The 12,849-nt window shown below is 55.6% G+C and carries 10 protein-coding genes; 8 read left to right on the top strand and 2 right to left on the bottom strand.

Annotated features, from left to right (window positions below; translation table 11 throughout):
* The first annotated feature begins 2 nt into the window (after positions 1 to 2).
* Positions 3 to 506 carry a methylated-DNA--[protein]-cysteine S-methyltransferase gene (locus tag BSR28_RS03970; protein ID WP_073713406.1) on the top strand — a complete coding sequence of 168 codons (504 nt, stop codon included), beginning with the start codon at positions 3 to 5 and terminating at the stop codon, positions 504 to 506.
* 32 nt (positions 507 to 538) lie between these two features.
* Here BSR28_RS03970 and BSR28_RS03975 read toward each other — a convergent pair whose 3' ends face one another.
* Together BSR28_RS03975 and glnA are read right to left on the bottom strand one after the other, a co-directional pair.
* Positions 539 to 2,347 (bottom strand): AMP-dependent synthetase/ligase, encoded by a 1,809-nt coding sequence (locus tag BSR28_RS03975; RefSeq protein ID WP_073713407.1) that lies wholly within the window; start codon positions 2,345 to 2,347, stop codon positions 539 to 541.
* A gap of 313 nt (positions 2,348 to 2,660) precedes the next feature.
* Positions 2,661 to 4,085, bottom strand: a complete 1,425-nt coding sequence (gene glnA / locus BSR28_RS03980; protein ID WP_073713408.1) for a type I glutamate--ammonia ligase — start codon at positions 4,083 to 4,085, stop codon at positions 2,661 to 2,663.
* Positions 4,086 to 4,175: 90 nt separating this feature from the next.
* Here glnA and uvrC point away from each other — a divergent pair, with 90 nt between their 5' ends.
* The 7 genes from uvrC to BSR28_RS04015 all read left to right on the top strand — a co-directional run bounded on the left by uvrC (position 4,176) and on the right by BSR28_RS04015 (position 12,849).
* The gene (uvrC, locus tag BSR28_RS03985) at positions 4,176 to 6,212 is read left to right on the top strand and encodes an excinuclease ABC subunit UvrC (protein WP_073713409.1); all 2,037 of its coding nucleotides are present in this window, start codon (positions 4,176 to 4,178) and stop codon (positions 6,210 to 6,212) included.
* Complete coding sequence (purT, locus tag BSR28_RS03990) at positions 6,209 to 7,417, top strand: formate-dependent phosphoribosylglycinamide formyltransferase (protein WP_073713410.1); 1,209 nt, start codon at positions 6,209 to 6,211, stop codon at positions 7,415 to 7,417. The genes uvrC and purT overlap by 4 nt, the downstream gene beginning before the upstream one ends.
* A 49-nt stretch (positions 7,418 to 7,466) precedes the next feature.
* Positions 7,467 to 8,408, top strand: a complete 942-nt coding sequence (gene rapZ, locus BSR28_RS03995; protein WP_073713411.1) for an RNase adapter RapZ — start codon at positions 7,467 to 7,469, stop codon at positions 8,406 to 8,408.
* The gene (locus BSR28_RS04000; protein ID WP_073713412.1) at positions 8,405 to 9,388 is read left to right on the top strand and encodes a gluconeogenesis factor YvcK family protein; all 984 of its coding nucleotides are present in this window, start codon (positions 8,405 to 8,407) and stop codon (positions 9,386 to 9,388) included. The genes rapZ and BSR28_RS04000 overlap by 4 nt, the downstream gene beginning before the upstream one ends.
* Positions 9,379 to 10,356 (top strand): DNA-binding protein WhiA, encoded by a 978-nt coding sequence (whiA, locus tag BSR28_RS04005; RefSeq protein ID WP_073713413.1) that lies wholly within the window; start codon positions 9,379 to 9,381, stop codon positions 10,354 to 10,356. Before BSR28_RS04000 ends, whiA begins: the two co-directional genes overlap by 10 nt.
* A gap of 197 nt (positions 10,357 to 10,553) precedes the next feature.
* Positions 10,554 to 11,558, top strand: a complete 1,005-nt coding sequence (gene gap / locus BSR28_RS04010; RefSeq protein ID WP_073709076.1) for a type I glyceraldehyde-3-phosphate dehydrogenase — start codon at positions 10,554 to 10,556, stop codon at positions 11,556 to 11,558.
* 100 nt (positions 11,559 to 11,658) lie between these two features.
* Positions 11,659 to 12,849, top strand: coding sequence for a phosphoglycerate kinase (locus BSR28_RS04015; protein ID WP_073709077.1), 1,191 nt, complete (start codon positions 11,659 to 11,661; stop codon positions 12,847 to 12,849).

Consider the following 12,849-nt stretch of genomic DNA (forward strand, 5'->3'; position numbering starts at 1 on the left):
CCATGTTTACCCGGCACACCGTGATCAGCACGCGAATAGGCGAGTTGACGGTAGTGGCCAACTCGGAGGCAATTACCGGGGTTTATTTCCCCGGCCACGAACCTGCCGGACAAATCGGAGCTCTAGTCGGCCCCACCTCACCGCTTTTCATGGACTTTAGCGAGCAGGTCTCTGACTTCTTGGCAGGCCGCCGGGAAGATTTCACCATTCCCTTCGAACTCCCCAAATCGAGTGAGTTCAACGAGGCAGTCTGGCAGCGTCTCACCAAGATTCCCTACGGAAAGACCACCACGTACGGAAACCTAGCAGCGGAACTGGGAGGACGAAACCAAGCCCGCGCCGTTGGGCGCGCCGTCGGGGCTAATCCACTGGCCCTAATCATTCCCTGCCACCGCGTCTTAGGATCAGATGGCAAACTTACCGGTTATGCCGGTGGGATCGAGGCCAAGGCCTACCTATTGCAGCTAGAAGCTGCCAATGCAGAAAACACCGATCAACTCTTCTGAGCTGACCGGTGCTTTCAAACATGCAGAACTATTTACTTTTCGCCGTAAATTTCTTTTACTGTATCGGCAAAACGTTCTAGCACTGCCGGACGCTTGACCTTCAAGGACGGGGTCAAAAGCCCATTGGCCTCCGTGAAGTCCCCGGGAACAATGCGGAATTCTCGGATTGATTCAGCCCTCGAAACGGAGGCATTGGCACGCTTTACAGCCTTCTCAATCGAGGCCTTCACCCGGGGGTGGCTCACCGCCGAGGTAGCATCCATTGGCGGTAGAGAATGTGCCCGCAACCAGGTGGGTAGAGCTTCTGCATCCAGTGCTACCAGGGCAGAGATGAACGGTTTCATATCACCTAGAACCACCGCCTGGGAAATCAGCGGGTGCAGACGCAGCTGAGCCTCCAGCGGACCGGGGGAGACATTCTTACCACCGGCGGTTACAAGTAGATCCTTTGCTCGGCCAGTAATGACTAAATGTCCCTCGGCATCAAGATGACCTAGATCCCCGGTATGCAACCATCCGTCCCCATCGATAGCCTGGGCGGTTGCTGCCGGAAGATTGTGGTACCCCTTGGTGATCTGGGCACCGCGCAAACAAATCTCACCTTCATCGGTGAATTTAACTTCAGTACCCTGAAGTAGGGTCCCCACAGAACCCATAACGGCATGACCGGGACGGTTCACCGTAGCGGGACCGGTGGTTTCAGTCATGCCATACCCCTCAATGAGGTCAAGACCGACGCCACGGAAAAAGTGTCCCAAATTGGCGTCCAGGGGAGCGCCCCCACAAACTACCAAATCGATTTCGGGCCCGAAGGCTTGCTTTAGCTTATTGAGTACCAGTTTGCTAGCTAGGGCGTGTTTACGACGCAGCCCCCAACTTGGGCCCTGAGGCTCTTCTAAAGCTTGTGAATAAGCGATCGCAGTATTTTCCGCGAACTTGAAAACGCGACGTTTGAAACCAGAGGGGGCCTTTGCGGCGGCCGCATTCTTGATCTTTTCTAGGACGCGGGGGACCACCATAATGGCGGTCGGAGCAAAAGACTGCATATCAGAAAGTAGATTCTTCACATCTGGTGCCTGAGCAAGGGCAGATTCAGAAGCCAAAATGGCGAACTGTACATAGCGTGCCAGAACGTGTGCCACCGGCAGGAAGAGCAGTAGCTTGCCGGAACGATCCAAAAGTAGCTGAGGGGCAATGAACTGAATATCGTAAATCGTTTTGGCAAAGTTATAGTGAGTTAGTTCCACACCTTTAGGGGCTCCAGTAGTACCAGAGGTGTACACAATCGTCGCTAGATCAGAACCGGAAACGTTTTCACGGGCTTTAACGACTTGTTTGAGGTTAAGCTTCGAGCCTGCGGCAATAATCATCGCCAAGGCTGAATCATCAAAGCTCAGAATCTGGAGTTCTTGGTCGTCTGGCTGGCAGGATTGCACAAGTGCAGCTTGAGTAGCCGATTGAGTGACGACTAGTTTAATATCCGCATCCTTGAGGATATGGCTAATCTGGGCGGCCGAATCCGATTCATAAATTGGCACCGAAATGAGCCCGATCTGGACAGCTGCCAGATCCAAAAGCATCCAGTCGAATGACGTCGAGCCCATAATCGCCAAGGCATCGCCCTTTTGGAATCCTAACCCTAGCAGGCCCTTAGAAATAGCGTCGACCTGAGCTAAGACCTCAGTAACGGTAGCGGGAACCCAAGATCGACCGACAGAGGATTTTCGGTAGACCATATTAGCCTTCGGGGCTCTTTTTAAACGCCCCTGGAGTAGCTCACCAATGGTGTCGACAGCAGGTACTTGCGGGACGATCTTTGACTTGCGCGAAAAAATAGACATGGGGTAATCCTAAGAGCCACGCGCCGGAATCCCGTTTTTAGCAGCCACTTCTGAAAAAGCTTGTAAAACCAACACAAAAAGCAGGGGGTGATTTTGTGCCCCGGTACAAAAGCGATTTTCTAAAAGGTGGCGTGTGCGACAAAGTTGGGGAGACCCCGAAATCGCCATTGAAAACTGCCGATATCAGCAAAGTCGCTGTCCAATAAATCGCCAAAAAATGTCCCCCGCGGCCACAGGCCAACGGGGGACAGATGCTTAAGGCTTCTAGGCTCTTAAGAATGCGAAGTTCTTAAGAGTGCCAGGCATCTAAGATTTACAGGTCGTAGTACAGACCAAACTCGAACGGGTGGGGGAACTGACGCATCGGAGCAATCTCATTCTCCCGCTTGTAAGCGATCCAAGTATCAATCAGATCCTGAGTGAAAACATCAGATTCAGTCAAGAAGTCCTGATCCTGTTCTAGTGCTTCAAGTGCCGCCTCCAAGGAGGTGGGAAGCTTAGCAATATCATGGTATTCCTCAGGCGGAAGCTCGTACAGATCTTTATCGATCGGAGCTGCCGGCTCAATCCGATTACGAATACCATCAATACCGGCCATTAGACAGGCGGCAAAAGACAGATACGGGTTGGCGCTGGGATCCGGTACGCGGTACTCAATGCGCTTCTTCTTCGGGGAAGTGCCAGTGACCGGGATACGGATACAAGCCGAACGGTTACGAGCGGAATACACTAGGTTCACCGGAGCTTCAAAGCCCGGGACTAGACGACGGTAGGAGTTAACCGACGGGTTAGTGAAGGCCAAAAGCGCCGGAGCGTGCTCTAGCAAGCCACCGATGAAGTAGCGGGCCATATCAGACAAGCCACCGTAACCAGATTCATCATGGAACAGCGGCTGTCCGTCCTTCCAGAGGGAGAAGTGCTGGTGCATACCTGAACCGGCATCACCAAAGACCGGCTTCGGCATGAAGGTCGCGCTTAGTCCCTGAGCCCAAGCAGAGTTCTTAATGACGTACTTGAACTTCATCAGATCGTCAGCTGCGTGAAGCAGGGAGTTGAAACGGTAGTTGATTTCCTGCTGGGCGCCACCGCCAACTTCGTGGTGTCCACGTTCAACAACTAGACCAACCTCGGCCATCTTAAGGGACATTTCATCACGCACATCAGCGTAGTGATCGTAGGGGGTGACGGGGAAGTAGCCGCCGCCGCGACGAACCTTATAGCCCTTGTTGCCGCCTAGTTCTTCCGCACCCGTATTCCAAGGTGCCGCCAAGGAATCTAGCTGGTAGAAGGAGCTCTGCGGGTTGGTCTCGTAACGAACCGAATCGAAGAGGTAGAACTCTGCCTCGGCACCGACATAGCAGGTGTCAGCAATGCCGGTGGACTTCAGGTAAGCCTCTGCCTTCGCGGCAACCTGACGCGGGTCGCGGCTAAAGGGCTCCATGGTGAACGGGTCCACGATAGAGAAAGAAACCGCTAGGGTTTTAGCCTTACGGAAGGGATCAATGAAGGCGGTTGAAAGATCGGGGAGCAGACGCATATCGGATTCGTGGATCGCGGTAAAGCCGCGAATCGACGAGCCATCAAACATCAGCCCATCAGTGAAAACGTCCTCGTCAAAAGCCGAAGCTGGAATAGTTAGGTGCTGCTGTACGCCCGGAAGGTCACAGAAACGTACGTCAACAAATTCAACATTTTCGGATTTAATAAACTCAACGGCCTCAGCGGAGTTTGAAAACATAAGAGTGCCCTTTCGTGGTCAAAGTAAGGCTCAGCGCAAGTGTATTGCGAAAACAAGCGAAAAGCCACCTAAAGGCTTTAAAGTAGAAGCGTGGCAGATCCGCAGAGTTACCGGCCGAAAACCAGCGAAATCCCCGCATCTCCGGGGGTCTATCGCTTTCGCGACCCCAAAGGGACCGTCATCTATGTGGGGAAGGCCAAAAATTTACGAAACCGCTTGACTAGTTATTTCCAAGATCCACAGCGGTTACACCCCCGAACCTACAAGATGGTCCATACCGCCAGCTCCGTACAATGGACGGTGGTAAACAACGAGATGGAAGCCCTCACGCTCGAGTACTCGTGGATCAAAGAGTTCAGTCCGCGTTTCAACGTCATGTACAACCGAAACGATATGTCCTTCCCATATCTAGCGGTCACCATGAACGAACAGTACCCGCGCGCCCTCGTCATGAGAGGAAAACGGAAAAAGGACGTCCGCTACTTCGGGCCCTTCCCCCAGGCCTGGACCATCCGAGAAACCCTAGACCTGCTGACTCGAATCTTCCCGGTCCGGACCTGCGCCCCCGGAACCTTCCAACGCGCCAAGCGGGAAGGCCGCCCCTGCCTCCTGGGGCATATCGGGAAATGCTCCGCCCCCTGCGCCGGCTGGATCACCCCCGAAGACCACCGCGAACTCGCCGAGGAACTCTGTCGCTTTATGAACGGCAAAACCGGCCCGATTAAACGCGAACTCAAAGCCAAAATGCTCAACGCCTCAGAGAACCTAGAATTTGAAAGAGCGGCTGTCTACCGGGATCAATTAGAAGCCATCAACCTCGTGCTCGAAAAGAACACGGTCGTACTTCCTAATGGCACTGATGCTGACGTAATCGGAGTCGCCCACGACGAACTCGAGCTCGCTGTTTACGTCCTCGCCGTCCGCGGCGGACGCATTCGGGGCGTCCGACACTGGGTCAGTGAAATCCCCTCACAAACCCAAGACCTCAGCCACCTGCCCGGAGACGCTGCGGCCGACGTCCTCGAACAGCTCTACGGCAACCTACCCGAAATCCCCGATTCAGAAATCCGCAAACAAAGGCAAGAACAACAAACCCAAGCTGCCTCCGTCGACGATGTCGAGCACCTCTCAGCCGAAAACGTGCCGCCCCTAATCCTTGTCGGGCAGACCCCAAAGAACGCTACCGCCCTCAAACAGTGGCTAACCAAACGAGCCGGCGTAAACGTCACCTTCAGCACCCCGCAAAGAGGCGACAAAAAGTCCCTCCTCGAGATGGCACAAAAGAACGCCCAAGAAGCCCTACAACTGCACAAAAACCGCCGGATTGCCGATCTTTCAAGGCGCTCACAGGCACTCGAAGAACTACGCACCTATCTTGATCTCCCGGCCATCCCGCTACGTATCGAAGGCTTCGATATCTCCCACACCCAAGGCACCAATCAAGTGGCCTCAATGGTCGTCTTTGAAGATGGGGCCCCCAATAAGAACGCCTATCGTCAATACCTGATCACCCCAAAGGATGACGGTAGCCCACTGGACGATACTGCCGCCATGAGTCAGGTGCTCACTCGCCGTCTCAAACGGCTCCAGGCAGAACAGGCGGGCGAACAGGGCTACGACGAACAGGGAGAAGCCCTAGAGAGCGGTCCGATCGATCCGTTAACCGGCAAGGCACGACGCTTTTCCTACCGGCCGGACCTGATCGTAGTTGATGGCGGTTTACCCCAAGTAAATGCTGCCGCCCGGACCATCCACGAGCTAGGGATGGACCTGCCCGTAGTCGGATTAGCAAAGCGACTTGAGGAAATCTGGATCCCGGGAGAAGACTTCCCGCTGATCCTGCCGCGTACCTCTGCCGCTCTCTACATGCTGCAGCATTTGCGCGACGAATCGCACCGCCGGGCCATCACCCACCACCGCAAAAAGCGAAATAAAGCGATGACTGTCTCAATTCTTGATAGCATTCCAGGTGTCGGAACCACCCGGCAAACTGCCTTACTACAACATTTCAAGACCTATAAAGCGATCCGGAACGCCAGCGTGGAAGAACTCGCCGAAGTTCCCGGAATCTCTGAAAAACTTGCCCATACGATCAGCGAACACCTACAAGCAAAGGACCAGAAATGAGCCTCAGAATCGGAACCCCTAACACTCCGAATGCCCACCGAGTCCTACTCTTAGGTGGCGGCGAACTAGGACGTGAGGTGGCCATTGCACTTATGCGCCTCGGCGTCGAAGTCCACGTTGCCGACCGCTACGCCGGAGCCCCCGCCATGCAGGTTGCTCACCATGCACACGTGCTCAAGATGACCGACGCCCAGGCCCTAACGGACCTCATTAACGAAGTCAAGCCCTACCGGGTGGTCCCCGAGGTTGAAGCACTCAATATCGAGACTCTAGTGTCCCTAGAAGCCGCGGGCACCACTAAGGTCACCCCGACTGCCTACGCGGTCCAGTGCACCATGGACCGTCAAGCCATCCGCCACCTAGCCGCGGAAGAACTACAACTACCCACCAGCCCCTATGCCTTCGCCAGTACTTTCGAAGAACTAGCTGCGGGGGCCGAAAAGGTCTCTTACCCGTGCTTTGTTAAACCCACCATGTCCTCATCTGGTCACGGTCAAAGCTACGTGAAAACCCCTGAAGAACTTAAAGCCGCCTGGGATTATGCCCACGAGGATGCACGCGCCGAAACCGGACGCGTAATCGTAGAAGGCAAGGTCGATTTCGATTTTGAAATTACCCTGCTCACAGTCCGTTACCGTGACGCCCACACCGGCAAGGACGAAACCCGCTTCTGTGAACCTATCGGTCACCGCCAAGATGGGGGAGACTACGTCGAATCTTGGCAGCCTCAGCCGCTAAGTGCCCGGGCCCTAGAACGTGCCCAGGAAATCGCGAAAACTGTTACCAGCGCCCTCGGCGGGCACGGAATTTTCGGGGTTGAACTCTTCATCAAGGGCGACGAGGTAATCTTCTCTGAACTCTCCCCGCGGCCCCACGATACCGGCATGGTAACCATGGCCTCACAACGATACTCGCAGTTCGATCTACACGCGCGAGCCCTAATGGGACTGCACCTAGAAGAAATTACCCAGGAGCGCCCCGCGGCTACCGCCGTTATTAAGGCCGCAGCAGAATACTCCGATCCGGCATATCTAGGTTTGGAAGCCGCGATGGCAGTGCCCGGAACGGATCTGCGTATCTTCGCCAAGCCAGAAGCTCACCCCGGACGACGCATGGGCGTGGCCCTCGCTTCGGGCCCAGACGTGGCCACCGCCCGGGAACGCGCCCAAACCGCAGCCAATCTGATTCAGTTAGAAAATAACTGATTTACCCCATCCGAATCCCCTCAGACAACGGCAAAGCCTAAGGACCAAGATGACCGACAACGAAATCGAATTCAGCGACGACACCTCACCCGAGGGCCTCGATCTGGGCGGACAGCCCCTAGCCGATCGGGGACCGGAACTGGTGATTATCTCTGGTCTCTCAGGCGCGGGCCGGACCCGGGCCGCCAACGCGCTAGAGGACCTCGACTGGTATGTGGTCGATAATTTGCCCCCGCGGATGCTATCTGCCCTAGCGGGCATGATGACCACGACCGGTGAAGGTGTTCACCGGCTGGCGGCTGTGGTTGACGTCCGCTCCAAGGCATACTTCCATGAGCTAGAGGCCGCCCTCCAAGAACTGCGCGATACTTCCATCAGTTATCGCATCATCTTTCTTGATGCCCAGGACCAAGTGCTGGTACGCCGCTACGAAGCTAACCGTCGCCCACATCCGCTACAACGCGATGGCGGCCGGATCATCGACGCGATCAAGACCGAACGCTCCCTACTTGAGCCCCTGCGCCGTCAGGCAGACGTCATCATTAACACTTCGGAATTAAACGTCCATGACCTATCACGCCAGGTTCAACAAAGTGTCGCCGTCCAAGAATCCCGACCGTTGCGCCTAACGATCATGTCCTTTGGCTTTAAATACGGTTTGCCTGTCGATGCTGACATTGTGCTGGATATGCGCTTCCTAGCAAATCCCTACTGGGTGCCCGGCCTACGTCACCTAACCGGCCGTGACGACCCGGTAGCTGACTATGTACTGGGCTTAGAGGGGGCGAAAGAGTTCCTAGACGGATGGGTTGAGCTCTACCTAAAGGTTCTACCGAACTACCTTCGGGAACTAAAACCCTATGTCACCATCGCCGTGGGCTGCACCGGCGGTAAACATCGGTCAGTAGCCAGTGCGGAATACCTGTCCGCAGCTTTCGGAGCGCACGATTACCCAGTCAAAACCATCCACCGAGATCTGGGGAAGGAATGAGCTCCGAATTAAAGCCGGCAATTCTAGACCCGGCGAATACCGACCTGAAAGTCTGTGCCCTAGGTGGGGGACATGGGCTGTTTGCCACGCTCTCAGCCCTTCAGCTCCTTACCAATGAACTAACCGCAATCGTGACCGTTGCTGACGACGGCGGATCTTCCGGGCGCCTACGGGAAGAACTAGATTGCCTTCCTCCCGGGGACCTTAGGATGGCTCTAGCTGCCCTCTGTGACCGCCATGCGTGGGACGGGCTCTGGCCCAAGGTGCTGCAGCACCGGTACGAAAGTCAGGGAGACCTAGGCGGGCACGCCCTCGGGAACCTGCTAATGGTCGCACTATGGCAGGTGCTAGACGATCCGGTAAAGGGACTTGATGCCTTGGGCGAACTACTTAGCTGCCGAGGACGAGTCTTACCTATGGCCTCTGAACCGCTGGAAATTACGGCGCTAGTCCAAACTCAGCAGGACGAAAAGATCGTGCGCGGGCAACAGCATGTTGCCAAGGCTAATGGCCGTGTAAAAGACGTCTATCTAACGCCGGCCGAACCGAAGGTTCCATCTGCCACACTCGAGGCCATTGAAGAAGCTGAGTACATTTTTATGGGCCCGGGTTCCTGGTATTCTTCAGTAATCCCACACTTACTGGTACCGGAATTACAACAGGCATTGGTTAGCTCCAAAGCCCGGAAGGTGCTAGTCCTAAATCTAGGCACCCAACCCGGTGAAACCAGCGGGATGTCGCCCGCCGAGCATCTGCGGGTCCTTAAGAAATACGCCCCGGATTTGCGCTTCGATGCAGTCCTTTACGGCGAGGAAGATACCCCCACCGATACGGAGCTACAACAGACACTGGCCGAAGAGGGCGCTAAACTCTATTCTCAACGGCTGCATTCAGCGACTAAACCTCAGGTTCATAATCCGCTATTGTTAGCTTCCTTGATGGCCGATCTCTTTAACGAATGGGGACGAAATTGTCACTAACCGCAGAGCTAAAAGCAGAAATAGCTTCGGTAATCGGTAAAACCACCGACGAACGCCAAGCTGAAGTAGCTGCGACCATTCGCTTCGCGGGAGGGCTACACCGAGTTGCTAACCACCTAATCATCGAGGCTGAACTAGACTCCCTAGCAGGCGCCAACCGACTACAAAAAGAGCTACTTGACCTATACCGGGCAAAGTCAGAGCTGGTCGTAGTTAACTCTTCCTCGCGAAAAAACGAACGCTACGTAGTCAGAGTGGTACACCAAACTGAACAACTAGCTAGGATTACTGGTCTCATCGACCCCAAGGGACGGCCGATTCGTGGCCTACCACCTCAGATCGTTAGCGGTCGCCAAAGTGCCGCGGTAGCTGCCTGGCGCGGTGCCTTTATGGCCCGCGGTTCGCTAATGGAACCCGGACGATCAGCAGCCATGGAAATCAGTTGTCCCGGGGCTGAAACTGCCCTAGCCCTAGTGGGAACGGCAAGGCGCTTGGGGGCCTTGGCGAAATCTCGCGAAGTCCGGGGAGTGGATCGCGTATTGGTACGCGATGGTGACCATATCTCCCTGCTGCTCGAAGTGATGGAGTGCCCGAAAACTAAAGCCCTCTGGGAAGAACGCCGTAAGGAACGTGAAATGCGGGGGAGCGTAAACCGCCTTGCCAACTTTGACGATGCTAATATCCGTCGTTCTGCTCGCGCTGCCGTGGCAGCTGGCGCTAGGGTTGCCCGGGCTTTTGAAATCTTGGGGTCGGATATTCCGGAACACCTGAAGAGCGCTGGCGAACTCCGCTTGGCTTATAAAGAGGCTTCGCTGGAAGAACTGGGGCAGAAGTCGACGCCGCAGTTAACCAAGGACGCGGTGGCCGGTCGAATTCGTCGTTTGCTAGCGATGGCAGACAAACAGGCCCAAGAACAGGGGATTCCGGATACCTCCTCCGTCTTGACTCCGGACATGCTCGACGAGTAGATTTGTGGGTCTTTTAGCCCCAGACAGAAGAATTATTCGTCAAGCGAAAACTATGTGCTGGCTCTCTAGGTAGTAACCCGCTTCATGCTAGATTAGGGGGTGCATTACCGCGGGAAATCCGCGGGCCTGGAGTCAATCTGGCTCCAGCCACTTATTAGACGAATAACGTGCAGAAACCTGCACTTTAGGAGGACACAGTGACCATCCGCGTCGGCATTAATGGCTTCGGTCGTATCGGCCGTAACTTCTTCCGCGCCATCCTATCTCAGGGCGCAGACATCGAGGTCGTAGCCGTAAACGACCTAACCGACAACAAGACCCTCTCCCACCTGCTCAAGTACGACTCCATCTTGGGTCGTCTAGACGCTGAGGTGACCTACGATGATGAATCCATCACCGTTGACGGACACCGCATCGTTGCCCTAGCAGAACGCGATCCCGCAAACCTACCTTGGGGCGAGCTCGGCGCCGACATCGTCATCGAATCCACCGGTTTCTTCACCGACGCTGAAAAGGCCCGCGCACACGTTGAAGGTGGCGCCAAGAAGGTCATCATCTCCGCTCCTGCCAAGAACGAAGACGGCACCTTCGTCGTCGGTGTAAACCACACCGATTACGATCCGGAGAACGACACCATCATCTCCAACGCTTCCTGCACCACCAACTGCCTAGCCCCGATGGCCAAGGTCCTAGACGAAAAGTTCGGCATCGAACGCGGTCTAATGACCACCATCCACGCTTACACTGGTGACCAGCGCCTACACGACGCTCCCCACAAGGATCTACGTCGCGCCCGTGCAGCTGCTCTAAACATCGTTCCCACCTCCACCGGTGCTGCTAAGGCCGTTTCCCTAGTTCTACCCCAGCTAAAGGGCAAGCTAGACGGCTACGCACTACGCGTTCCGGTTCCCACCGGCTCCGTAACCGACCTAACCTTCACCGCGAAGCAGCCGGTCACCGTGGAATCCGTCAACGCAGCCATCAAGGAAGCTGCTGAAGGCGAACTAAAGGGCATCCTCGCTTACTCCGAAGAAGCTCTAGTCTCCACCGACATCGTTACCGATCCTCACTCCTCGATCTTCGATGCACCTCTAACCAAGGTTATCGATGACCAGGTCAAGGTTGTTTCTTGGTACGACAACGAATGGGGCTACTCCAACCGTCTAGTCGACCTCACCGTCTACGTCGGCGAGCGTCTCTGATCAGACCGTTAGAGTCTAGACTCTTAAAGTGATGACGCCCGCGCATGAATCTTAGTGCGCGGGCGTCGTCCCAATTTCAAGTATTACAACAGGAGTATCTGTGAAAACTATCGAATCTTTGGGCGACCTACGCGGCAAGCGCGTCCTCGTCCGTTCTGACTTCAACGTGCCGCTAGACGGCGACCGCATCACCGACGATGGTCGTATCCGCGCCGCACTACCCACCCTCAAGCACCTAGTGGATGCCGGCGCCAAGGTCATCGTTATGGCCCACCTCGGTCGTCCCAAGGGCGAAGTAAAGCCCGAATTCTCTCTAGCTCCCGTTGCGAAGCGCCTAGGCGAACTACTTGACGCTCCCGTCAAGCTAGCCAAGGACGTCGTCGGCGAATCCGCTAAGGAAACCGTTGCTTCCCTACAGGACGGCGAAGTAGCCCTACTAGAAAACATCCGTTTCGATCCTCGCGAAACCTCCAAGGATGACGCCGAGCGCGAAGCCCTAGCCAAGGAACTAGCCGAACTAGCCGACGCATACGTCTCCGACGGCTTCGGCGTCGTACACCGTAAGCAGGCTTCCGTCTACGACATCGCCAAGCTACTACCCAGCGCAGCTGGCTACCTAGTCTTCAAGGAAATCGACTCCCTCTCGAAGGTCACCGGCGATCCCGAGCGTCCCTACGCAGTGGTCCTGGGCGGATCCAAGGTTTCGGACAAGCTAGGCGTTATTGCCAACCTACTGACCAAGGCTGACATGCTGCTAATCGGTGGCGGCATGGCCTACACCTTCCTAGCTGCTAAGGGCTACGGAGTAGGCAAGTCCCTACTAGAAGAAGATCAGATCCCGACCGTTAAGGGCTACCTCGAAGAAGCCGAAAAGAACGGCGTCGAAATTGTTCTTCCCGTTGACGTAATCGCGGCTGACCGTTTCGCTGCCGACGCCACCGCAATCGTGGTTGACGCTGACGCGATCCCCGAAGACCAGATGGGTCTAGACATTGGCCCCAAGAGCCAGGAACTATTCTCGCAGAAGATTCTCTCTGCCAAGACCGTAGCTTGGAACGGCCCCATGGGCGTATTCGAATTCGATGCCTTCGCCGGTGGCACCCGCGCCGTTGCACGCGCGCTATCCGAAGGCAACGCCTTCTCTGTCGTCGGTGGCGGTGACTCCGCAGCTGCGGTTCGCCAGCTTGGCTTCGACGAAGAAACTTTCTCACACATTTCCACCGGTGGTGGCGCCTCTCTAGAACTACTAGAAGGCAAGACCCTACCCGGCATTGCAGTTTTGGAGGACTGA

Source organism: Boudabousia liubingyangii, assembly GCF_001907245.1.
GTDB classification, from domain to species: domain Bacteria; phylum Actinomycetota; class Actinomycetes; order Actinomycetales; family Actinomycetaceae; genus Boudabousia; species Boudabousia liubingyangii.